The 26,201-nt window shown below is 36.3% G+C and carries 16 protein-coding genes; 2 read left to right on the top strand and 14 right to left on the bottom strand.

The features are described 5' to 3' along the window. Positions 1–69 precede the first annotated feature (69 nt). Positions 70–732, bottom strand: coding sequence for a hypothetical protein (locus JKA74_RS15265; protein ID WP_201432078.1), 663 nt, complete (start codon positions 730–732; stop codon positions 70–72). Between the two features lie 609 nt (positions 733–1,341). On the opposite strand from JKA74_RS15265, the gene JKA74_RS15260 reads away from it, so the two are divergent. Beyond that, positions 1,342–2,505 carry an iron-containing alcohol dehydrogenase gene (locus JKA74_RS15260; protein ID WP_201432077.1) on the top strand — a complete coding sequence of 388 codons (1,164 nt, stop codon included), beginning with the start codon at positions 1,342–1,344 and terminating at the stop codon, positions 2,503–2,505. Between the two features lie 66 nt (positions 2,506–2,571). Here the strand turns inward: JKA74_RS15260 and JKA74_RS15255 are convergent, their stop codons facing one another. The 3 genes from JKA74_RS15255 to JKA74_RS15245 all read right to left on the bottom strand — a co-directional run bounded on the left by JKA74_RS15255 (position 2,572) and on the right by JKA74_RS15245 (position 6,118). Continuing rightward, on the bottom strand, positions 2,572–3,492 hold the full coding sequence (locus tag JKA74_RS15255; protein ID WP_201432076.1) for a hypothetical protein: 921 nt from the start codon (positions 3,490–3,492) through the stop codon (positions 2,572–2,574). A gap of 151 nt (positions 3,493–3,643) precedes the next feature. Continuing rightward, entirely contained in the window at positions 3,644–5,482 is a 1,839-nt protein-coding gene (locus JKA74_RS15250) for a PAS domain S-box protein (RefSeq protein WP_201432075.1), read from the bottom strand. Positions 5,483–5,650: 168 nt separating this feature from the next. After that, positions 5,651–6,118, bottom strand: coding sequence for an SPFH domain-containing protein (locus JKA74_RS15245; protein WP_201432074.1), 468 nt, complete (start codon positions 6,116–6,118; stop codon positions 5,651–5,653). A 129-nt stretch (positions 6,119–6,247) separates the two neighbouring features. Between JKA74_RS15245 and JKA74_RS15240 the strand changes: the two genes are divergently transcribed. Next, the gene (locus tag JKA74_RS15240; RefSeq protein WP_201432073.1) at positions 6,248–6,613 is read left to right on the top strand and encodes an arsenate reductase family protein; all 366 of its coding nucleotides are present in this window, start codon (positions 6,248–6,250) and stop codon (positions 6,611–6,613) included. Positions 6,614–6,661: 48 nt separating this feature from the next. Here JKA74_RS15240 and JKA74_RS15235 read toward each other — a convergent pair whose 3' ends face one another. The 10 genes from JKA74_RS15235 to JKA74_RS15190 all read right to left on the bottom strand — a co-directional run bounded on the left by JKA74_RS15235 (position 6,662) and on the right by JKA74_RS15190 (position 25,972). After that, a complete protein-coding gene (locus JKA74_RS15235; RefSeq protein WP_201432072.1) occupies positions 6,662–7,162 on the bottom strand; it encodes a hypothetical protein in 501 nt (166 codons plus the stop codon). Between the two features lie 30 nt (positions 7,163–7,192). Beyond that, entirely contained in the window at positions 7,193–9,544 is a 2,352-nt protein-coding gene (locus JKA74_RS15230) for a TonB-dependent receptor (protein ID WP_201432071.1), read from the bottom strand. A gap of 16 nt (positions 9,545–9,560) precedes the next feature. Beyond that, positions 9,561–10,217, bottom strand: coding sequence for a ribulose-phosphate 3-epimerase (rpe, locus tag JKA74_RS15225; RefSeq protein WP_201432070.1), 657 nt, complete (start codon positions 10,215–10,217; stop codon positions 9,561–9,563). 178 nt (positions 10,218–10,395) lie between these two features. Further along, the gene (locus JKA74_RS15220; RefSeq protein WP_201432069.1) at positions 10,396–11,307 is read right to left on the bottom strand and encodes an ROK family protein; all 912 of its coding nucleotides are present in this window, start codon (positions 11,305–11,307) and stop codon (positions 10,396–10,398) included. A gap of 74 nt (positions 11,308–11,381) precedes the next feature. After that, positions 11,382–13,001: an alpha,alpha-trehalase TreF gene (treF, locus tag JKA74_RS15215; protein ID WP_201432068.1), complete on the bottom strand. Its 1,620-nt coding sequence runs from the start codon at positions 12,999–13,001 to the stop codon at positions 11,382–11,384. Positions 13,002–13,140: 139 nt separating this feature from the next. Then, entirely contained in the window at positions 13,141–14,520 is a 1,380-nt protein-coding gene (locus tag JKA74_RS15210; RefSeq protein WP_236587848.1) for a vanadium-dependent haloperoxidase, read from the bottom strand. Next, on the bottom strand, positions 14,507–17,851 hold the full coding sequence (locus tag JKA74_RS15205) for a VCBS repeat-containing protein (protein ID WP_201432067.1): 3,345 nt from the start codon (positions 17,849–17,851) through the stop codon (positions 14,507–14,509). Before JKA74_RS15205 ends, JKA74_RS15210 begins: the two co-directional genes overlap by 14 nt. A 3-nt stretch (positions 17,852–17,854) precedes the next feature. Next, entirely contained in the window at positions 17,855–21,256 is a 3,402-nt protein-coding gene (locus JKA74_RS15200) for a VCBS repeat-containing protein (protein WP_236587846.1), read from the bottom strand. Positions 21,257–21,351: 95 nt separating this feature from the next. Then, positions 21,352–22,863: a RagB/SusD family nutrient uptake outer membrane protein gene (locus tag JKA74_RS15195; protein ID WP_201432066.1), complete on the bottom strand. Its 1,512-nt coding sequence runs from the start codon at positions 22,861–22,863 to the stop codon at positions 21,352–21,354. 13 nt (positions 22,864–22,876) lie between these two features. Then, complete coding sequence (locus tag JKA74_RS15190; RefSeq protein ID WP_201432065.1) at positions 22,877–25,972, bottom strand: SusC/RagA family TonB-linked outer membrane protein; 3,096 nt, start codon at positions 25,970–25,972, stop codon at positions 22,877–22,879. Between the last annotated feature and the right edge of the window lie 229 nt (positions 25,973–26,201).

The raw sequence follows: 26,201 nt of genomic DNA, 5'->3' as shown, positions 1-26,201 counted from the left end.
GGAAAAATACATTATTTCTTTATGTAATACAATTTCTTTAAGAAAAGCTTTTGAAAATTTAGATGAAATTTAGAGAAATGTCTTTGGATTGCTTTGAAGTTGTTTTTCGGATTGAGCAATTTGCTCCTGATAAGTACCTTTATCCAAATACTGAAAACTCCAACTCCTGTAATATTGCTCCCCAGACCCGTAGTTGAGGTAAATATTAACTCCTGTAAGTTGATAACTGGGATCCGTTTTTAGTACAATTTTAGTTTCTTCCTTTTTATTAATAAATTCAATGAAGAACAAATCATCATTCTCAATTTTACCAGTGCTGACCTGGTCTGAGTTTTTCTTTAGAGATAAAATCAAATCAGGGTTCAGTAAAATGGCACTATGAAGAGAATCAGTCAGAACATCTATACCTGCTTCATCAAAAATCAAACTATGAAGTTGTTCTATGGCCTCGCCCTCATATTGGATCAAATGCAAATAGTTGTCTTTCCTGTCTTTATTCAGCCCAAAATAAAATTGGGAGATACTACTTTGCTTGTTTCTACTCAACTTCCCTGTTCCAAAAAGCCTAAAAATAGATGGAGTTTCTTTCGACCCTTCGGCATATTCTACATGGTAAAAATATTGCCTTTGAGTGATAAGGGTATTATGAATATCATGGATAAGCTCATCTTCTGATGGTTGTTGGCAAGAGAGAATGATTGAGAAACAAATTAGTGAAAGCAGGATTTTCATATTTACAGATTTTAACTATTTTGCTATTCCTTAGCGTGAATATATTTAAAAAAATGAAATAAGTATCATCAACCAACATAAACATGCTATATGTCCATAGATTGCTTCCTATTAATTCCTTTCCCATAACATCAAAAGAATAGATTGCTCATAATAAGCTGTAATAGTAAGTTTAGATTTTTCCACTATTAATCTTTCCTCCATATGGGCATGCTTTCGCGAATCACAAAAGGGTATAAAATTACAAACTAATTAGCTTCAAGGCTACGAGGCTTCTGACGGTTACAAACCGTCTGACGCCTCTCTATCTCATCTGGCGTCAGAAGGCTATAAGCCGTCAGACGCCTTTTAAGAATTAAATATTTAATTAAGTAGCTTAGCAGTTCATCACCCGTCACTTTCAAACCTAACATTCCTACCAAAGACAGGCAGCCTATCCTCGGTTGGCCCCCGATAGCTATCAGGGCTCTAGGGGTTAAAGGTTCTAGATTTATGCTCATTTTAGTTGAAATACCACCACCTTTATCATGCTTAAGTTATCATCCATTTTTGGCATATAATTTAAACTAATACCTTTGAGCTTCGTTAAATTTGCAAATTAAATAAAGTATGAACGCATTCGAATTTAAAAACCCCACTAAGATTATTTTTGGAGAGGGTGAAATCAAAAAGTTATCAGATAATATTCCGGCAAACTCCAAAGTACTTTTAGCTTACGGAGGTGGAAGTATCAAAAAAAATGGAGTTTACGATCAGGTAATTGCTGCTACCAGAAATTTTGAAGTGACAGAGTTTTCCGGTATTGAACCTAATCCCCATTTCGAAACCCTGATGAAAGCTGTCGAGCTGATTAGGAATAAAAATATTGATTTTATATTAGCCGTAGGTGGCGGATCGGTCATAGACGGATGTAAATTTATTTCTGCAGCAGTGTATTATCAGGGAGATGAATGGGATTTGGTGGAAAAAGGATTGGCTAGAAAACAAGAGAAAGTTGTTCCATTTGGCACAGTACTTACCCTTCCGGCAACAGGCTCTGAAATGAACAGTGGTGGCGTAGTAACCAAAGTAGCTACTCAGCAAAAAAGAACTTTTGGCGGACCTCAGTATTTTCCGGTTTTTTCAATCCTGGATCCGACTGTAATACAATCTCTTCCTAAAAGACAAATTGCTAATGGTGTGGTGGATGCCTTTACTCATGTAATGGAACAGTACCTTACCTATAATCATGGAGGAATTATCCAGGATAGAATGGCCGAAAGTATTTTACAAACTTTGGTGGAAATTGGCCCCGCTGTGATGGAAAACCCCAGTGATCAAAATTTAGCCGGGAATTTAATGTGGTCTGCAACCATGGCTTTAAATGGATTTTTAAGATTGGGAGTACCAACAGATTGGTCCACTCATATGATTGCCCATGAATTGACTGCACTATATGATATAGACCATGCCCGTACATTGGCCATTATTGCTCCGAATTTATATAAAAAGCTTTTTGAAGATAAAAAAGACAAACTAGTTCAATATGGTAAAAGGGTTTGGAACATTCAGGGTGAGTCTGACATTGAAGTTGCTGAGAAAGCCATAGAAAAAACCATTGCATTTTTTCATTCTTTGGGAATAGATACTAAACTTTCAGATTATACCAATAATTATGAGAATACAGGACAGATTGTATATGACAGGTTTAAGGAAAGGAATTGGATGGGCTTAGGCGAACGTCAAAAGGTAGGGCCCGAGTTAGCCAAAGAGATAGTTGAAATGAGCTATTAAATAGTGTCCCCGGTCGGGGATTCTGTACATTGAAATACTAAGGAGGTTATACTAGAATTGAAGAAATCAAATTCGGGACATAACAGATTCAATTCCCCGTAAATCATCATTAATTAGTTGATCTGTTTCCAATTTAAGTTTGATTTCCTTTATGGTTATATCGAGGAGACCTACTTCATTCTTAAGTTTATAGATGATAAGTTCCTTTTCATCTTCAGTATTATCATAGTCCAGCAATTGAACCAATCCAAGCATAGTGGCTACAGGACCACGTAATTGATGCCCATTAATAAATGTGTATTCAGCTAATTTTTCATTTTTGGCTGCTAGTTCTTTTGTTCGCTCGAATACCTTTTCTTCTAAATGGGTATTTAATGATTGAAGAGAATCATTAAGCGTTTTTAACTCCTCTGACTGTAACAGAATTTCATTTTGTTGCAGTTGTATTTGTCTACTGTGAGCCTGAAGGCTTTTAGAGAATTCATAACTTATATAAGCGGTGGTAACAAAATGGACAACCGCATAAATAATAGCCAGGTTAGTAAGAATGGGGATATTTTCATTATTTATCTGAAAACCAAAAACAGGGATTGTCAAAGCATAACCCACTCCAATCAATAATAATCGATAGGCTTTATGAAATCCTCTGGCGGCAATGTAATTACATATCAATCCTAATACAAAAATGCTGCTGGGAATATAGGTAAGTTGTATTAAGCCTACATACCAGCCCACCATTAGAAAATCCATCATATTCTGCCTGATACCTACTCCTTTGTCATTGTTACGGTTCACATAGTATACAAACAAAATAAAGGGTAGAAAAATAGCAGTGAGAGCTGTGGAATAATGCCAAATATTAAGAGGCAAATCCCTGGCATCGAGAAAAATCCATAAGAATATGGCGTTAAAAATGTAAGCTGCGTAACGAAAGAGAAGCGATGCTTTTCCGAAAAAGTCTGATTTCCGCCAGTAAGTGTCAATCATAGATATTTTCACGATTGTAAATTACACTACAAAAACCGATGGCACAATTGATTTAAGAATTTTTTACACTGATTTTATTGAGAATTATATTCAAAAGCTTACGAAGTAAATGAATATCCGGAGTTTATCCGGTAAGTTTGTCGTAGCGACTCTAACTTATATTAGGTAAATCCTCAGGGAGATAAGTCATTTCTGTTTTTTGAACAACGTTTCTAATCATTAAATCCAACTCAATAGCACTTTTTTCAATTTCGAGATATACCTGTTCCCTTGACATGATGTCATTGGGTTTATATCTATCCAAATAATTAATGAGGCCCAGAATTCTCGCTAAAGGAGCTCTCACCTTATGAGATTGTATCCAGGCAATCTCTTTTAGTTTTTCATTTTGCCATTTAATTGAGCTAAGTTGATGCTTTCGTTTAGTAATATCCCTAATGATAGCTTGCACAATACCATTTCTATTGATAGCCGCACTTATTTCAACTGATAATTCAAGTCCATCAAAATTGGTCAGTATAGCTTCTTCCAATACAACACCAGTAGATTTAATATATTCTGTAAAAGGAAGACCATGATTTTGATTGAGCTTAACGAAGTCATTTATATTTAACTTTTCTTTACCTTGAGCTAACTTCAACATGGATAATCCTTTGCTATTGATTTCTATTATTTCTCCATTTGCCTCAGTAATAACAATACCCTCCGAAGCTTGTTCCACTAATTGCTTGTACTTTTCCTCACTTCTCTCCAAATTTGATCGGGCTAGTTTGCTTTCGGTTACATCCCTTACAAAAATCAAAACTTCATCCTGATTTACAGGTACAAAACGAACTTCAAAATCCCTCTCTTTTCCTTCTATTTCTATTGTATAGGTCTGATCAATCAATGTCTTATTCTTGAGGCATTCTCTTATCCTGTCAGCAATAGTTTTGGCAAAAGGTTTTTCAAACACTTCATAAATGTTCTTGCCAAGAAAATCTTCCGGTTTGATTTTTAATTGATCAGTTCTTGCTTCATGGTAATCCAATAAGTCTCCCTCCTTAGAAATAATTAACAACATGTCATGAATAGCATTGACCATTGAGGCATAATATAATCTTTGAGCACGTAATTCTTTGGTTTTACTAAAAAGCAAACTTTTCAATTGCTCAGGCCTTTTTAAGGATTTATAAAGGTACAATCCACTCCCGGCAGAAAAAGACAAGCCTAAAAACACAATAAAAACTAACCCCACATAAACCTGTGGGTCTGTTTTAGCATAAGCATAAATCTTCCATCCCGATTCATTAAACAGATAGCTGACCTTCTGAGAAAAGCTTCCTACATCATCCAGAAAAAACTCTTCTCTAAAAGTATTAGGATTAATTTTAGCAAATTGAAAATGCACTTCTGAATTATTAGAATTGTTAAGTTGTACCTCTTTTAAGAAATCCTCCAGTAATACTATAACAGCTGAAAAGCCCCAGAAATCCCCTTCCTTGAAAAGAGGTAACCTACCGACTATCGCAGTACCGCCTTGTTGTAACTCTAAAGGTCCGGCATAATAAATTTCTTTCCGCTTAATGGCCAATTCAGCTTCTAAACTGGTTTCTCTATAATTAATAATATTAAAACCAATGGCCGATTTATGTCTTTCATAGGGATAAACATACTCGATTAAGCCGTTTTTAACGAGCTCTACTCCTGAAATATAAGGATATCTCAATATTATCTGGGCACCTACGGAATCAAAATTCTCTGTTTCCATCTTGTCATTTACTGAAAGAGCAATAGTAAAAGCCGCCATATTTCCTGCTTTTAATGTTCTCTCAATATTAGTTTTAATATAATTTAATCTTTCATGTAAAAGCAATTTCTCTTTACCCATGTAAATCCCATAACTTACAATGATAGCATAGACAAATACCAGGGTCAATACCAGAGATAAACCTATTCCTAAGATTAGAGCGCGATTTTTACGAAAATAGGTTTTGGGTGAAAATCTCATGTATGTTTACAATTATAGCTTTTATGGTAAGAAAAATAGTCATTAAATTGTATAATTGCAATAAAATTTAATAATATTTTTTTATTACCAAATTAGCCATAAAAAAAGGCTAAACAGTTATGCTTAGCCTTTTAAGTGATAGGAATTCTATCAACAAATAATCAAAATTTATGCTTCATCTTCCGGAGGAGCTATTCTTTTGGCGATTTCATCATATTTAGCTTTTAAGTCTGCATCGCTGGACAATGCTGATTTTATAGCTTTATAAGTTTTTACTCCCACCATTTTTTGAGCTAATTTATTATTTACTTCTTTAATAACATCAATTCTTTCTTCCTGCTCTTCTGTTAACATGATCATGAATTTTACTTCAAAATCATTAGCTCCTAATTCTTTTAATTTAGCTTCACTTTTACCACCGGATTTTAATTCAATGTACCTTTTCACATCAAATCCATCCTGATTATCGATAATGGTTTGAATTGCAGGGCTAATTTCTGCTTTCATTTGTTCCACAACCTGCATTAATAATGCATAGTTATACAAATCCTTATCGGTGATTTCTTCGTCCTGCGCCTGAACAGCAGTGAAATTAAAACAAATTAATGCTGCTACTGCGAATAATCCTTTTTTCATTATTACCTTCATAATTAATTGATATACTATATTTAACTTTAATTAATTTTATTTTTGAATCCCGAATTAACACTTTTTGTTAACATTAGACAAGTATTTTCATTATTTTATCAAGTTAAGCTAACAAAAATGAGAAAAGTAGTTTATTATTTGAGCACTTGCGACACATGTAAAAAAATCATGGCCCAATTGGACTTACATGATTTTACCAAAATTGATATTAAAAACGCTCCCCTTACTGAACCTCAATTATTAGAGCTGTATGTTATAACTGAATCCTATGAGGATTTATTTAATAAACGGGCTATTAAGTTCAGGAGTTTGGGTTTAAACCAACAAAATCTCACTGAAAATGATTTTAAAAAACATCTTTTGGAAGAATATACATTTCTCAAAAGACCTGTATTTTTAATCAATGGCCAAATATATATTGGCAATTCCAAGTCTACAGTAGAACAATTAAAAAAGCGCCTTGGAAAGGATGAAAAGAATTAAATATATACTCCTTATCCTTTACTTCTTTCCTGGTAAATGAAACGAGAATTACTGTTTTAAAAACTTTTTAATAGTATCTTCTGCATTCCAAACTACTTCTCCTTCAGTATTCATCAACTGAATAGCCAATTGATAAGTAATCCCAGACTCATTGTTCATCTCAAACTTACTGGAATTTATTTCACCATTTAATACAAAATAAGGTATGGAGGTGTCGTCAGAATGAATTAATTCAAACCGCCTGCTTTCTTCTATCACATTCTCAAATACTTCCTTAATCTGTTGATTGGCCACATCGTCATTAAAATCATTTACGAAAGAATTCACTAAAATCGTTGGCCTGTAGTTGTTTCTTGCACTAAATGTATGAAGCCACTCCGACTGGATCAGATCTTCATAAACTTGATTTACTGCAATTTCAGCATCTGTTCTGCTCCACTTTCCACTTAAATCAATGGGCTCCCCCGTATCTGTTTGTAAAACTGTTTTTGGACTACAAGCTATGAGGAAAATAAGCCCCAGGATGACAGGTAATTTTAAGTAGTTCATATAGGTAGATATTTACTTTTCTGGTTTTTATTAAAACTTCACTATACCCTTTAGATTCAAAAACCTTGCCGATAATGAATTAGGCACTGCAAAATTTTGTCCGCTGAAATCTTCTATCCAGGAATAAGAGATCGTATTGGAAACCCCCAAAACATTTAGCACATCAAGTCCAAGCCAAAAAGACTCCACAAAGTTTATACGATCCAATGTAAACTGTTTGGAGAAGCCCACATCCATTCTGCGATACCATTCACCTGTCAGGCTATTCCTTGATGATACACTATTGGGAGGCCCAAATGGCAAGCCGGAACCAACCTGCAATTTCAAATTCACTCGTAAGGTAGGATCATTTATGAAGTAGTCCTGAAAAAAGATAGATGCTGTTACACGTTGGTCTGTAGGTCTGCGGATATAGCCCAACCCATCTCCTACCACATTTTCTTTTGTAGACAAAACACCCAAGCTAAACCAGGATTCTGTTCCGGGTATAAATTCACCACTCAACCGGAAGTCCCCTCCATACGAATAACCATCCGCCTCCAGTTCAGGCCTGTACCTTAACCGAATGTTGTCAACATCAAAAGGGATAATATCATATAAATATTTATAATAACCCGAACCAGTCATTTGAAAAGGCCTATTCCATAAAGACATATTCTTGGTATAATTTGCTATGAAATGAATGGAATTCTGAGCTCGGATGTCAGCCCGTAATTGCCCCTGAAAATCCCTTAATTCTCTGTAGAAGGGAAACTGGCGATAAATCCCTGCTGATAAACTCAATTGCCCACTTTCATCCGGATGTAAAAGCAATTGATATTGAAGCCTGGGGCTTAGCAGAAATTCACTGGAATTAGATGCATAATTAAGTCTTAACCCGCTGTTGAGATATTGTCTTTCATTAATTTGCCATTCATGCTGTACATAGGCATTGGCAAATGTAGCTTGTAGTTGGTTTTCCTGATTAACTACTCTGGTGATCTGCACAAAATCAGCTGAGTCACGGAATTCATATTCATCCAATAAATCATCGACTATTTGCTGTTTTAATTCCATACCAAAGGAAAATAACTGGCTTTTGTTAAACTGCCAATCATTACGGATCTGTGCTTGCAGCACATAGGCATCAAGAATATTTCTTGCGTACATAAAATTACTTCCGGCTCCCCTTTGACTAATACATTCATCGAAAGTATTGGAAGAAAAATCACGATCGACATCACATAACCTATAAAATCCTTCAGTATTAATATACTCAAATTCAGAGGTACTAAAAGCTGACAGGATAATGGCAGTTTTGAATCTATCTGAAAACAGATGGTTTAATCTTGTGCCGCCCTGGAAGGTACGATAGCTTAAAGATTCAGCCCCATCATAAGCTACAAAGAACCTAAGCTTTTGCTGAAAAGATCCAAAATCTGTTTCCCTTGAAGCGGGTTCCACATAATAGTCATTCTGTGCAAAAGTAGCTAAAACATCAATGCTCGTTCGGGAAGAAAACTGGTAAGAATAGAAGCCCTGAAAATCTAAAAATCGTGGCAGGTATTCCCCATCAGTATCAAAAGTATTAAACAGGTATTTAGCATTTTTATACCTTAACCCAAGTAATAAATTATCCTTTTTAGTAGTTTTAGTGGACAAATAAGCAGAAGCGCCTAACAAACCTAAATTAACATTCCCTTCTGTTTTATCTGTTTTCTTATAGTCAATTAACAAATTACTGGACAATTTATCACCATATTTTGCTTCCCAGCCCCCAGCAGAAAACTTAATATTCCCCACTAAATCGGGGTTAATGAAACTCAAGCCCTCCTGCTGTCCTGCCCTTACCAAAAGTGGCCGGTAAATTTCAATACCATTCACATAAATAAGGTTTTCATCAAAATTCCCACCTCTCACAGCATAAGCACTGCTTAACTCATTGTTCGAAACTACTCCGGGAAGTGTGCCTATTAACTGATTGAATTCATTAAAGGGAGTGGCTAATTCATTGGCCGAAATGGGTGTCATTTTTTGCAAGTTGCCGGTAGGTAGCTTATTATTTTTCGCTTTCACATCTACCTGCTGAAGCACCATCTGATCCGGCTTCAACCTAATTTCAACAGCTCCAATTTCATTATCTCTTATTTCTATGCTTCTATTGATATAAGAAACATGGCTAATTTCCAATTGATAGGCAGACTGCAAAGGTACCTTTAATTGAAATTTGCCATCCGCATTGGTAATGGTGGATATATTATATTTTTTTATTTGAATGTTAACTTCCGGAATAGGTGAGTCATCCGTATCATCAATAATTAAACCTTCAATAAGCTTATTTTGAGTGAAGCCCTGAGCTATTGAAAATAGAGAGAAAAGAATAATAAAAGCTGATATTCGCATAAATACAGGAACTTACTCAGAATTGAACGTTTTTCAACTCCTGTATCGTATGAATTGGGTTTTCTGATTTGAATACAAAATTTCCTGCTACTAATACATCTGCTCCAGCTTCCAACAATAATGGGGCATTATCTATATTTACACCTCCATCTACTTCAATTAAAGTATTGGCACCAGCATCCACAATAATTTCTTTCAACCTGCGAACTTTAGTGTATGTATGTTCAATAAACTTTTGTCCTCCAAATCCCGGATTAACAGACATAAGGCAAACCAAATCAGTAATTTCTATCACATCCTCCAATAATTGAACGTTTGTGTGAGGATTAATAGCTACACCGGCCCTTAAGCCTAAATCACGAATACTTTGCAATGTTCTGTGTAAATGAGGACTTGCTTCGTAATGTACTGAAATTGTAGCCGCTCCCGCATCATGAAATGCCTGGATATAATTTTCAGGCTTCTCTATCATTAAGTGAACATCTAATGGTTTTTTAGCATGTTTAAAGATGGCTTCACAAACAGGTATACCAAATGAAATATTAGGAACAAAAACACCATCCATTATATCTACATGAATATAATCTGCATGGCTTTCATTCAGCATTTCAACATCTCTTTGTAAATTGGCAAAGTCTGCTGCTAGTATTGATGGAGCAATTAAATGATTCATGTGTATATAATTGTTTTTAAGTTGTCACCCCGATTAGTCGGGGCAGGCTACGGAATGTCCCGATTTTCAAACTATTATTCAACTTTAATTTTCTACTAATATTCATCTCAGTTGATCCCGACTACTCGGGATGGACATTTCATGGCGCAAATATATAAATTTTGATTTGATTGACGACTTATGCCACTAAAAAAGCTGCCCCAAATACACCGGCACTGTCACCCAATTTTGGAGCAAGAATGGGGGTATTCAGTTTTGGATTAAATGTAAATTCCTCAATGGATTTTACTCCTTCCGTATATAATTCGGGAATATTTCCCACTCCCCCACCTAATACAATCACATCAGGATCAATTATATTCACTATGGTTGATAATCCCTTTCCAAAAAAATAAATTAATCTATTCAGTGTTTGTTGAGCAAATTCATCCCCGGCAGGATTTGCCATTATCTCTTGTAAAGTTTTATCCTTTCCTGATATTTTATGATAATAACGTTGAAGAGCAGGGCCAGATAAAATGGTTTCAACACATCCGTGTTTGCCACAGTAACAATCCTCACCGGCATCGTCAAGAAAAATATGTCCCCATTCACCACCTATTCCATGCCTTCCATTAAGCACTTTCCCATTTACCACCAATCCTCCGCCTACACCAGATCCCATAATTACGCCAAAAACAACTTTGGCATCAAGAAATTTTTCTTTTACTACACCCATTCTAGTTTCAGCAATAGCAAAGCAGTTAGCATCATTAGCCATTAACACCGGGATGCCCAGTATTTTCTCAAGATCATTTTGAAGCGGTTGGTTATTTAAATTAGTAGAATTGCTGTTTTTCAACAAACGCGTATCAGGATCAGTTGAGCCAGGCGTACCAATACCTATTTTAAAAGGTTTAGTTCCTAATTCAGCAGCCATTTGATCAATCAATAGTTTAATCCTTTGAACAACATGTCTATAGCCCTTATCAGCTTCAGTAGGAATTCTTTTTCTCAATAAAACCTGCGGGTCAGCCATGGATTTCAGCACAACACCCTCAATTTTGGTTCCACCTAAGTCGATGCCCCATAAATAGCTTTCATGATTCATTTTTATATCCTTTTTAATCTAATAGGAGTAAGTACAGGATGGAAATACAGAAGAACCCAGTGGTTCGCCTTTTCTTAATTCACCAGCCCTGCTTCTTTGGTTTTCTCTTTCCGATTGAGGATTTCCTGCATGGCAACTGCCACACCATTGGTCCAACCAAAGCCATCCTGCAGAGGGTATTCACCTCCCCCGGCCTGCAAAGTAGTATCTGATACATTATATTTTTCCATCATTTTACCAGTTTCCCTGAAAATCTTTTTATTGAGGGAAAGCCAGCGATCCACTACATCTAAACCTTCATCACTGTAACCGTAATTGAACAGGGATTGCATACCAATCCATTGCAAAGGTGCCCAGCCATTAGGATAATCCCATTGTTGGCCCGTATTGTTATCGGATGTAACTAATCCTCCGGGTTTCAGCAATTTGTCGTTCATCAATTCCACCACCATTCGGGCCTTATCTTTTGGAGCTATTTGCACAAATAGTGGATAGGCCATTGCCATACTTACAACCCCTGTATGGGATTCCGCTTTAAAATCATAGTCCATATAAGTTCTACTTTCTTCATTCCATAAAATACTGTTGATGGCATTTTTCCTCTGTTCGGCCTTATTGAGATAATAATTAGCATTTGCCATATCTCCTTGCCAATTATAGGATTGTGCAATCTTCAATTCCAGAAAATAAAGCAATGCATTCAAATCCACAGGGATAATGTCAGTGGTATGTATGCTTTGTAATGATTGCTGATCTGCCAGCCATCGGCTGCTGTAGTCCCAGCCCGATTCTGCCCCTGCACGCAAATTACGATACATTTCACTTTTATCAGATGCTGATTGCTCTGCCAATAGATAATCTTCTTTAAAGGATTCAGGCCTTGGGGTAGTAAATTGATCATAGTACCTGTTAAGTACTTCACCTGTCAACAAAAGCACCGATCTATTCATGGCTGAACTGCTATCCGTTAATCTATCTGCGCCATCCATCCAGAAATTATATTCATTTAATAATTGAGGTTGGTATTTAATAAACAAATCCCGGTTTTTCCCTGCCACCAAATCTACCATAAAGGCAAAAAATGGAGGTTGGCTTCTCCCTATATAATATGCACGGTTTCCATTGGGAACAAAACCCAGTGAATCAATCAAAAAGGCAAAGTTATCCACCATATTCAAGGCTAGTTCATCCTTGCCATTTGCCTTTAAACCCAAAAGTGTAAAATAACTATCCCAATAATAGATTTCCCGGAAGCGCCCACCGGGAACTACATACTTATAAGGCAATGGAATGAGAGAGCTACCACTCAATGCTTCATCTTCCCCTCGGGTGAGTACCGGCCAAAGATTATTGATATGTTCATAGATATTTAAACTTGTATCAGTAACAAATTCCTGCGCTACAATTTCCGGCTCATTGAAATTTTCATGAACAAATTCTTTCATGTCAAAATCTTCGTCATCCTTAATCGTTTCATATTCATCTACAATGGTAGCCAGAGATTTTTTGGCAACACAGTCCACAAAAGTTTTTGAATCTTCATAAATATCAGCCATTTGCACAGCTTTAAAAAACTCTGTAGCATAAAACTCTTCATGGCTAATAGGGCTTAATTCCTTTTGTGTATGTTCAGCTTGCTGCCCACAGCTCACAAAAAACAAAGGAACAATAAGGAACGATAAATATTTTTTCATCTGTTTATAATTAATTTTTTATGGTCAGACCTGCCTTTGCCGAAAGTGGCTACTGCAGGCAGGTGGAATCTCGCATGTTTGATAATCATTCCTCTGTGTGTTGTTCTCGTCATGCTCGATTTCATATATGGGTTTTACCTTAATGGATATTACTTTGGGATATTTTGTCTGATGGTTGTTTCTGACGATGGAAATCAAGTTTGCCAACAATAAAATCTCCAATGGCCCTTCCTTCTTTTATGCCATTATTAATAGCGGGCATATAATGAATTCCTCCATAAAGCCTGCTAATGGCAGCTTCTTCAGAGGCAAGTATAAAGGAATCGTAGGATCTCACAGGCAATCCATATTTTACTTCAGTGCTATCTACAAAATGGAAATCCTTGCCAAAAAGCTCTGTTAATGCTAAAGCCGCTGCCGATGAAATCATACTATGTCCACTGGTATACTCCGGGAAAGGCGGAGTTTGTAAAATCGGTTTCCAGTCTTCATCTATGTGCCTGTTAATGACAGTTTCAGGCCTTATCAAGTTACTTCTAAATTTCTCATCCCAACATGATATAAAAGCATCATTAATAGAAATAGCTGTAAGAGCATAAGCCTGAGCACTTTTAATAAGACTGGCAGAATCCAATTGGCAGGCTATTTTTGTAATACCCATCCAATGTCCTCCAGGAGTGATTTTCTTGGTAGCAAACATCACATGGCCTTGCACATTCATCACATAAGGATTACAATCCCAAAAGCCTGCAATTTCTTCTTTCTCCTTATCAGTATCTTTCACGGCATCATATACCTCCATTACTTCTTTATAAAATTGACTTGTGCTATCGAGGCTAAAAGGCGTTGGTTTTTCAGGTATGAATTGATTGGAAGAATCCAAAGCAAAAGGACGTATAAGGTTCCAATGAGGTTCTATCGCTTCCATATAAGCTGGTGGTGTAGGCTCCCAATGATGCGGTTCATTACTTAAAGAATGTTTAGACATTGTGCGGGTTTCCTTGTAATTATCTTCATTTGCCCAGGCCAGAATATATTTGGCAACAGTATCAGCATATTGTAATGAGTTCTGAAAAACTGTTTCATCTATACCTCTATTCAGCACATCCTCTTTCCAGCTTTTGTTCCAGTCTTCCATTTTATCTTCCGAAAACACCAAAGCTTTACCTACCAAATACATGCTTTGCAAAGCAGCAATATCAGGTTGGATTTCCTGATGGGGAGCCGGAACACCTTGGAAATCATTTAACTGACCTGCTAAAGGAGCATATACAGAATCGTGTTTTGATAGTACTTCATAGGCAGCAATGCTAGAATAGGAATAGATCCGAGCCGCTACGGGAGGAGAAAAAATATCATGCACTATCACATCTGTGATTTGCTGCATTAAATTATGCATCTCCATTGGCTGAACTGCTATTTCTTTTTTCTCAGAAGAGCAGGCTGTAACCATCAGGAAAACAGCTACAAAAAGTGTAGTCAATAAGTAGTTCCAATATTTCATTTCAAATTTCATCATTGTTTTTATCTTCAACAGATAGCACTTGTAAAAAATCATTGTTCCGGGCTACAATAATATGTGGTTTGCCATCAATTGTAATGGTAGCCAGTTTCCTTACCTGTCCTTGAAGACTCAGGCCTTTTGTCTTTCTAACTATAGCTTCTCCATATTCTGAAAACCCGAGGATATTACCGTAATCTGCATCATATTTTCCCATTTCAATTGTATTGTCATAAAAATTTCCAGCCAATAGAAAATCAGCTGATTTTCCAGGATCTGTCAGTTTTTCAATTGCATTAATAGATGAAAATTGTAGCCTTTTTGGTAAATTATGCTTTTCAAAGTTCATTTGTCCATCATTCTCGAACCATACATTTTCAAAAGTATTTACTTCCAAAACTTCTGATTGATCTATTTTCAATTCTCCGAATATCCCATCTAAACTGGCCTTAGCAAAGTCAGCCGCATAAAGGTATCGCTTTCGTAGCTGAGGCATCTGTTTCATCAAGTCTGCATGATTGGCAAAAGGAATTTCCTTCCCTTGTAAATAGTAAGTCAGGATTTGCTCCTTTTGTCCATTTTCGTCAAAGTCATTAATGTACATCTTTACAGGCTCATCTTTACTTGGTTTTAAACGCGAATTCATTCCCATATTTCCTGCTATGATGTCCATATCCCCATCTCCATCAACGTCTGCTACATAAACTGCATTCCACCATCCTGTATGATCTGATACATTTTGCAACTCAAAGGATTCCCCTTTATTAATCAATATTTTTAGGGCTCCCCATTCAATAGCCAAAATGAGATCCGGCTTACCATCCTGATTAATATCTGCCCACTGCCCTGACTTCACCATACCTATTTTTGCAAGTTCATTGGAATACTGTTGAGTGACTTCTTCAAACTCCCGATTACCCCTATTCAAATATAAATAAGAATCAGGAGTTTGTCCATAGTTTTTAGGGACTGCCCTACTTCCAATGAAAAGATCTGTCAAACCATCTCCATTAAAATCTTCTGCCAGTACACATGAAGCCGTTACAAAAGCTTTATCCAAATAAATTTTCTCAACAAAATTTCCATTTCCATCATTAAAGTAAACTCTTTGGCGTAAATATTCAGAATCACCCCAATACTCATTTCCACCCGAGGCAACTGCCAAATCTAAATGTCCGTCATTATCGAAATCCTTTAAAACGGCATCCACATCTTCAAAAATACTGTCATTTCGCAGAAGTACAGATTCTACTTCTTCAAAAGTTCCATCTGCCTTTTGAAATAGTAATTTATTAGGAATTCTTTTAGCCGAACCTATGAAAACATCATCTAAGCCATCTCCATTGAGATCCCCAACAGCCACGGCCGGTCCCGCTGTAGAAACCATATGAGGCACTAACCTTTCCCTGTTAAATTCTACAAAATTATTTTCTTCGTGTTTGATACTGAGTCCTGTAGAATCGCTTACATCTTTTACATAATAATCGAAGACCGTTTTCTCTTTTACTAAACTATAATCAAATTTAGGCAAGCCTTTTTTCCATTGAAGTGTATCCACGGATGAATAATTGGCTTTTTCAATAGTTTGATAAGAAACATCCGGCCAGATCAGATAAATAGCTTTTACCTTAGCTGTATCACCTATTCCAATATGAAAATTTGAAAGTGCACTGGACTGAAATCCTCTTACAGGATAGTGTTCATAACTAATGATTCCACTATCCATCACTGCTATAAGTTTGGTGCCAATAGCATCAATGTTTTTAGGATTTCCTTTGAGTTTAAGTCGTAAAGCTCCCCCTGAATGACCATTTTCCACACTTAAATTCTGGTAGATATATGGCTTGTCTTCAATATTATTGACTACAATATCCAAATCCCCATCATTATCCAAATCAACAAACACAGCTCCATTTGAATAGGAATCAATATTGTTGCTAACAAAACCGGAAATATCATCAAAGGCATATTCTCCCTTATTAATGAAAAACTTATTGGGGATTTTGATCTGAGGCATTTTTTCAACTATCTCCAAATCCTCTTTTTCCATGATGCCCATTTGGGTTTTCATTTGCTGTTCTTTGTTGTTGGTAAGGAAATTTGTGTAATCAATATCATTCATCCGTCTGGGAATTCCATTACTTACAAATAAATCCTTCTTGCCATCATTATCAAAATCCATTAACAAAGGTGCCCAGGACCAGTCCGTGGCATAAACATCAGCCATAAGTGCAATTTCACTGAATGTACTATCTCCGTTATTGAGTTGCAGGTTATTTCTTGCAAATTGATCATTATAGCCAAAGCGTTTTTTAAAATTATACACATCAAAGGCATCTTCTCCTAATGAACTTTTTAATATTACCTGATCATAAGGCAGCATATCGAGAGAAATGATATCATTTAATCCATCATTATTAAAATCGGCCATATCCACACCCATCGAAAAGCGACTGGTATGTCTGATTTGTTCTGTCAATACTTCTTTGAAAGTACCATCTTGTTGGTTGAGGTAGAGATAGTCGTTTTCATGGAAATCATTTCCTATATAAATATCAGGATATCCATCATTATTGACATCCCCGGTTGCTATTCCCAATCCATAGCCTAAAACTGAGCTATGAAAACCTGCTTGTTCTGTTACATTAACAAATCTCCCATTATCATTCCGGAAATATTTATCCCCGGAAACTTCACTTACTTTGCCTGTAAAATCACTTCTTTTGCCATATGTACCATTTTCATGTACAGAATGGTTGAGTTGAAACATATCCAGGTCACCATCCAAATCAAAATCAACAAATACTGCCTGAGTGGAAAATCCTACCAGATCAAGGTCATAAGCAATGGCTTTATCTTCGTAAACAGGGATACCGTTCTCGATTTTTTGGCAAAGAAACAATTGGTTGGTACTTTTCAATGATTTATGATCCCCCACTTCACTGATGTATAAATCCATCATCCCATCATTATTGATATCTACCACTGATACCCCGGTTGACCAACCGCCCGTACCGCCAATTTTGGCTTGTTCAGTAATATCCTCAAATTTAAAATTTCCTTTGTTCAGGAACATTTTGTTCTTTCCCTGATTGGCAGTAAAGTATAAATCTGGTAATCCATCATTGTTAAAATCGGCAACTGCTACCCCGCCTCCATTAAAGAAATACATATAATCAAAAACAGAGAATTCAGTAGTTTGCTGAAGTTTGTTTTCAAAATCCAGACCCGTTCTATCGGCTTCCAATAAGGAAAATGCTGCCTCACTGGCATCCTCTTTACAAGCAGTAAACAGAATAAGACCTGTCAATAAAAAAAATGTAATGCGTTGATTTAAAGTGTTATTCATATTTTATTGGCTACTAAGTTGGTTGTTTCCGATATCTTTAAAAGATTTATTAATCTGTAGTAGTTTTGCTTTTTGATTATTAATGGTTATCAGTAAATGATCTTTATTGGAAATATTAATTTTTGAAATTTGTTTTACATCCCCATTTAATTTCAAACCTGGCTGGTTCGGATCTGCATAGGTAAACTCACCAGAACCATTTCCAAGAAGTAACAAACCCTCATTGGCATCCAATTTGGAGAATTGCGGAATAAAATGACTATCATTACCTGCCAAATATAAATCAATATAACCATCCTGATTAAAATCCATAGTATATATGGTGTGAATACTCGAAAATTGCGCTTTAGCCGGAAGTAAGTTTACATTGAAATTTCCTTTCCCATCATTTATTGCCACTACAGAGGAAAAGAAATTAGCTTCCTTTACTTCTGCATTCTTTATCAATTCTTCAGAAAACAAATCCTGAATAGATTTTTGCGCATATTCCTCATATTTTAAATTTTGCTTTCTCAAGCCGGGCATTTGTCCTGTTAGCTCTTTTTTAGGGGCAATCGGTTTGTCATTTCCATCAATGGAATGAGTAATTATTTTATCGATATCACCATTTCCATCAAAATCATAAAGCCATAATTTAGCAGGGGCTTCTTTTGAACCATCAAAAAAGAAATTGTTTCCCCTGTTTCCCAATATCAAATCAGCTTTACCATCATTGTTGATATCAGCCACTTCCACACTGCTCCACCATCCTTTTAATTCTGAAAGCTCATTCGTAAGTTGTTTAATTTGCTTATCCTTGATTTCAAACACGCTGACACCCATCCATTCGCCAACAATAATGAGTTCATCCGAACTGTTACCGGTGATATCAGCTAATACAGCGTCAGTTACCATACCCAAACCATCCAGTCCTCGAGCCCTTCGTAAAGTCATATCAGTAAAGTTACCCTTGCCATCATTCTCAAATAAAAAGCTGGAGGGGCTGCTACCATAATTTTGAGGTATGCTTCTACTCCCTATAAATAAATCCAAATCACCATCATTATCATAGTCCAGGCTTAGGGCCACTGCCGTATTCAAACCATTCTCCCCAAAAGGATTGGGTTTAGTTTCAAACACTTGATTTCCTTTATTGATATATAAGCGATCAAAAAATAATGGATCATCTTTTTTAGCATGGTTTCCGCCTGAACCAATAAAGATATCAGGTAAACCATCTCCATTGGCATCAAAAATATGAATGGCTGTATCCTCAAATTTATCAGTTTCAGGAATTTTCACCTGTTTAAAATTTCCTGATTCATCCTGAAAATAGAGTTGAGTAGGTTGACCAGAAGCCCCACCCAAAACAATATCCTCTAAACCGTCATTATTAAGATCTCCTATAGCATGAACCTGACCCTCTCTGGACAACATCTTAATGACCAGTCCTTCATAATAATAATCCACATGTTCATTTTCCTGATGAGCCATAAACAAATTCTCTTTCTCCAAAAACAGTGGCGATGGAGTCTGAACAATATCCGGAGCTATCATTTGAAGTTCCATCGCTTCCTCAGAAATAACATCAACATATGCAATAGTCAATATAGAATCCACTGCTAAATTCTTTAATAAAGATTTTCTGTTATTGGGCCAGATGATAGCCATGGAATCCAGCTGTTGAATATTACCTAAACCAAAATTAAGGCTATAGTCAATTGAAGATTGAAACCCTCTAGTAGGGATCAATTGCTGGTAAAATTTTTGCCCATCGGCAAATAAAGTCACTTGGGTGCCAATCGCATCTATATTGGGCTTTTCAAATTGTAAGTTGACAGTGAGAAAGTGATTGCCGGAATTATTTTTAGCATTGTTTTTATAAACAAAGGAAGGCTGGTTTAAATTGTTGACCACTAAATCCAAATCGCCATCATTGTCCAAATCTGCATAAGCCGCACCATTGGAAAATGTTTTTTGACCTAATCCCATTGAGTCTTCAGTTGACTGGAATTGCAAGTCGCCTGTATTTCTAAAATATTTGTTGGGCTGAGGATTCGAAGGCATTTTTTCCAGGACAGATTCCATTTTTTCTTTGGTTCCGGTAAGCACCATTTTTTGTACCACTTCATTGGCAAAGAAATCCATAAAATCGGCATCTGTTACATCCTGATAAACACCATTACAAACAAAAATATCTTTATGCCCGTCCATATCCCCATCAAAAATAAGGGCTCCCCAGCTCCAATCTGATTGTGCAACACCAGCATACCACCCAATTTCACTAAATGAACCATTCTGGTTATTTAACTGTAGGGTATTTTGCATATATTGATGATAAAAATCCCTATCTAATTTCAACTTATAGGTATTATAGTTTTCAAACTGTAATTTTTGTTTGATGAGGGCATCGGTAGTGGGCAGCATTTCAGTGGTAAAAATTTCAGGAAAGCCATCATTATTAATATCAGCCATATCCGCTCCCATGGAGGCCAGGCTTAAATGCTTCATCCAATCTTTTATTTCTTCCTTGAATGTCCCATCTCCCTGGTTGATGTATAAATAATCTCTTTCAAAGAAATCATTGGCTACAAAAATATCAGGCAGATTATCATTGTTCACGTCTCCAATAGTTACTCCGAGGCCAAAACCAATTAAGCTCCCATAAATACCTGCTTCCCTGGATACATCGGTAAATTTTCCATTATCATTCCTGAGGAGTTTATCGCCCCCTCCTTTTACAAAGTCTTTTACCTCCCAATCTTCAGCATATAAATCACGTTTATTGGCGTAATTCAAGGTATTTACCGGAAGAAAGCTATTATTTAATATATAAACATCCAGGTCTCCGTCCCCGTCATAATCGAAGAATGCAGCATGTGTAGTATATCCCGCATCATTTAGTCCGTATTCGGCAGCACTTTCAGTAAAAGTATTGTCGCCATTGTTGATAAATAATTCATTGGCTTGTGAGATGCCATCAGTGTAGCCTGCATTACAAATGTAAATATCCTGGTAGCCATCCTGGTTAATATCAACTATTGTTACTCCAGTGCTCCAATTATTGGATATATTAAAGCCTGATGATACAGTGATATCTTTAAATTGCATGTTTCCTTCGTTAAGGTACAATTTGTTAGGAACCTGATTTCCGGTAAAAACAATATCTTTTAATCCATCATTATTAATGTCAATGATGCCCACTCCCCCTCCATTATAAAAATTGCGGTAAGTGAATATGTTGAATTTATCTTTATTGATGACAGTATTAGTAAAGTTAATTCCTGTTTGGGAGGAATCAAGCAGTTGAAAAAGTGTTTCTGTTTTTGGAATGTTTTCAATTTTTTTAGCCTGTTCTTTACAGGATATAATAAAAAACATACCGAAAATCAGATAAGAAAGAAATTTAATTTTATTAGAAATCATTTTTAATCAGTATCAACTATAGATAGATAAATGTATAAAAAAAGGATAACGTAATGAAACGTTATCCTTTAAACAAATAAAAATAGATAATTTAATTAATAACCATCGTTTTGTTCCAGATTAGGATTTGTACTGATTGCCAAAGATGGTATTGGGAATAATACACGGAATTCTTCTGTATTTTCCTTATACGGCCATTGTTCAGTGAAGGTACCAAACCTGATCTGATCTTGCCGTCTCCAGAATTCAGTATACATCTCTCTCCCTCTTTCATCCAGCATTTCATTTAAGTCTAAAGAAGCTAAAGCTGATGCTCCTCTGATAGCCCTTAAGTCATTCACTATAGTAAGTGCAATAGTACCATCACCTTTCCTCAAATGTGCCTCTGCTTTCATTAGCACAGCATCAGCATAACGGAATAATATTTGTGAACTAGGAAAAGATCCACCATTCTCAGGGTGATATTTTAAAATCCTGATACCTGTTGCTTCACCATTCCCAGTAAGTGCTGGTAGTTCTTCAGTAAAAATAAGTGGAGCACCTGAACGTGTTTTTAAAGCTTCTCCATCATAGCCATATTGCTGACCTACTAAAAAACCATATCCATATCCATCAGTTGGCACATACCCTCTCCTTATTTCCTGGTTTGAGCCAGGTGCATTGGAATTATCATCTCCTTCAAAAAGTGAATAAAATTCTGCTGTAGTTGTAAAACCATTCCAACCACCACCATCATTACCTTCATATGGCATATTGTAATGAAGTCCGTTCCAAATGCGAGAGCCTGCATCTCTGTTAAGAGTAAAAATCGACTCGCTATCCGGTGCAGGATCAAAGATTTGGAAATAATCATCTTCCAATGCAAACCCTTCATTTGTAACTGCATCTACAGCTGCAATTACCTTATCCATATCTGCATCAGCTGGATCAGATCCCGGATCAGCCCCCAACAAGATATGTTTGTTCAAATAGAATTTAGCACGAAGAAAATGAGCGGCTGCTTTTGAAGCTTTTGAAGAGGATTCACCTGAAGGTAAATTGGCAATAGTCTCATCAGAGAGGTCTTCTTCTATCAATGCAACAGCTTCTTCCCTTGTTAAAACAGTGGGATTAACTTCAACTCCGTCATTAGGTTCCCTGAAGGGAAGCTGGCCCCATAAATCCATGATGATAAAAACATTTAAAGCTCTTAAAAATTTAGCTTCGGCCAATTGTTGGTCCGTTTTTTCAGTTTCAGGAGCAATTATCTGATTTAAAGTAAAAACAGCAGCATTTCTATCATTCCAAGCTGTTAAAACATGTTGATGAGTAGCATCCCATGTATGCTGGTGTAAAGTTCTCCAAATGCCATTATCACCCCAGTCTGTCCCCCTTGTTGGAACAAGCAATTCATCGGAACTTACTTCCATCAATGCATAGGTATTATCTTGTCCTCCCAGATTGGCTATATTGTTATAGGAATCACTTAAGTTACCTTCAGCATCTACTCCTATAAATTCACCAGATGGAGAATCAATGACCACAGAGTCCAATTCTTCTACCTCCAAATCAGTACAAGCAAAGGCTACAACTGATAATCCGATTAATAATAATTTTGATTTATTCATCGCTTTAGTTTTTTTAAAATGTAACATTCAAGCCCACTGTCAATGTTCTAGGCCTCGGAAAAGAGGTATAATCAATACCTAATGACGGAACATCATTTAAGGATTTGTTCGTATTTACCTCAGGATCCAGGCCTGTATAATCAGTAAAAACAAATAAGTTTTGCGCATTTGCAGATAGTCTTACGGCCTTAATAAAGTTGTCTCCTGTTAAATCAAAGTTATACCCAATTGCTAAATTTTGCAATCTTAAGTAATCACCTTTTTCTAAAAATCTTGTGGAAACATCCGGTGCATTAGCAGGTGACTCTCCCGAAGTTAAGACATCTTCTGTAACATTCCTACCATTACCATATGCTCCTGCTGTAAAGAAAGCATTTGCAGTATTATTATAGATGTAATGACCGTATTGTCCATTAAGATAAATATTCATATCCCAATTTTTATAGCGGGCACTTGTATTGATCCCCAAATTGTATTTAGGAATCGGGCTCTTTCCCAAAAATTGCTGAAAATCACCATCATTGTATACTGCTATTCCATTTTCATCATACCCCTGAAAATCTCTCAGGAAATAAGCAAATAATGGTTGTCCACCAGCTATTCTTTGTGCAAAAGCTCCTGTCAGACCTTGACCAGTAATTTCTCCTGTATTGATGGATCCAACATAGTTTTCCACCATATTCTCATTATAGGCAAGGTTTACTCCAAAGTCCCAGGAGAAATCAGCATTATCTATAATAACATAATTTAAAGCTAACTCCACTCCTTTATTAATCACCTCAGCATCTAAGTTGAACCATGTAAAAGGCTGTGGTGCCGGTTGCGCAGATGAAACCTGGATCAAAAGGTCTGTTGTGTTTTTATTGTAAAAATCCAAAGAACCAGATAACCTTCCGTTAATAAAGCCAAAATCTACTCCAATATTGGTTTGAGCTGTTTCCTCCCATTTCAAATCCGGATTATTAAAGGCAATAGTTGACAGCCCCGGAGTAACAATTTCCCCACCATCATTAAAGCTAATATCACTATACCTTTGCCTTCTTTGATGAAGGTTATGAGGAATTTCCTGGTTACCGGTAATACCGTAACCTACTCTAAATTTAAGATCAGAAAATGCCTGCGGGATGAAAGCTTCATCAGATACCCTCCAGGCAAAAGCCAGGGAAGGGAAAATACCATATTTATTATTGCCTCCAAATTTTGTAGACCCATCAGCCCTTATAGTAGCCGTAAATAAGTATTTATCCATTAAATCATAGTTAACACGTCCAAAAAAGGATTGCAATTCATCCTTACTTGCAAAAATATTTTCTGCTACTGCATTAACCGGCACATTAGGCCTGGCTGTTATTTGTTCAGTTGAAGGATCATCTCCCAACCTGTTAACAAAAAATTCATCCCGATCATCACTAGCATCTGGTTGGTATCCAAATTGCTGATAATCTCCTGATATAGCACCTCGTATTGTATTGGCCGAGCTTTCCAATAATGAAACCATTTCATTCATATCATTGGTATCGAAACCAAAACCTTGAAGAGTGTTGCCTTCGTTGTTGAATACCTGATAAGAATAACCAGCTAATGCTGATAACTTACCATTACCGAACTTCTTGTCATAAGAAAGCAATGCTTCAAATAAATTACTGCTGGTTTCCAAATTAGAGATACCCGCTTGTCCTTGTTCAAAAATAGTAGCTATTCTTAATTCCGGAGACACCACCTGGTTCCGGGTTGAACTGGAATTATCAAAACCTCCATTCACCTTAAAATTTAAATCATCAGTGATATCATAATCTAATGATAGATTAATTAAAGCCCTATCGGTTTGTGCTTCATCCAAATTATATTTCAACATAGAAAGTGGATTTCTTAAACCGGAAATCTGGTTATCAGCATCAGCTGGTAAAGTAGGATTGGCTATATAAGCAGCACCTAACAAATCTCCTTCAAAACCTGCGTTGTTAGTAATAGGAGGAGCTAAATCATTCACCCTCGAAAAAGTCATTTGGGTATTAAAATGCAACTTATTGTCAAAGAAATTTTGATTGAAATTCAACCTGGCATTATATCTCTCCATTTTGGAATTTTCCACAACACCTTGCATATTTTGATATCCGGCAGAAATTCTGTAATTACCCGTTTTATATCCATCTGCATAAGATATGTCATGTTTTGTAGACACAGCAGTTCTTGTGATTTCATCTTGCCAGTCAGTATCCGATCCAAAATCCAGTTCATTAGGATCTGCACCAAAATCACTTAAGTTGGCAAGATATTTCTCTCTATCAAGTAAATCAAATCTATTGGCTGCGGCCGCAACACTAACAGAAGCATTATAAGTAATAGATTTCTCAGCACCTTTTCCACTTTTCGTGGTAATTAATACTACTCCATTTGCACCTCTGGCACCATAAATAGCAGTTGCAGAAGCATCTTTCAAGATATCAATACTTTCAATATCATTTGGATTAAGGAAATTCAAAGGATTCCTGGGCGATGAGGTACCACTACCCACATCCAAACCTCCTGCAGTAGTATTGTCCCCTGATAAAGGGATACCATCTACCACGAACAAAGGATTATTTCCATTTCTTACAGAAGATGTACCCCTGATCCTAATGTTAACTCCTGCACCGGGCTCACCACTGGCTGAAGTAATCTGTACTCCTGCTGATTTACCTTGTATTAATTCCTCAGGCGAAGCAATTACACCGCCATTGAATTCTTCTGCAGACACTCTATCTACAGCTCCAGTTGCATCTCTGGCTTCAATTTGTCCATAGCCGACAACTACTACTTCGGATAATTGTGCTATATCTTCGCTCAACGAGACATCTATTACACTTCTGGCTCCTACCTCAACTGTTTGAACACTATAACCAATAAAAGAAAAGCGCAAAGTAGCTCCATCTCTTACTGAAATATTATAGTTACCATCTAAGTCTGTTACCACACCATTGCTAGTACCAACTTCCAATACGTTTACTCCCGGAAGGGTTTCTCCCGTACTTGCGTCTTTTACGGTTCCGGAAATCGTTCTGTCCTGTGCCATCAAATTCCCGAGGGGAACAAGAGTCAACATTGCTACAATTAGTAAAAATTTTTTCATGAATTGTTAGTTTTATTTTTTTTGTTTCAGTTGTTTATTTTGCATTAAATATTTTGTAAATATTAAGATTGCAAACATTTAATATTGACTTTTACATAAGATATTAAGTTTTTGTTTTGATAAATGATAATTTTCATCACATTAATGTAATTATTCGATAACAATACCGCAAGGCTTTTAGTGTAATTTGTACACTTAGTGGTTTACGTAAACGATTACGTAAGCTAAA

Origin of the sequence: Marivirga aurantiaca, assembly GCF_016679925.1 — a bacterium.
GTDB classification, from domain to species: domain Bacteria; phylum Bacteroidota; class Bacteroidia; order Cytophagales; family Cyclobacteriaceae; genus Marivirga; species Marivirga aurantiaca.
Note: the sequence above shows the minus strand (reverse complement) of the source record. Positions and strands in the feature narration are given on the sequence as shown.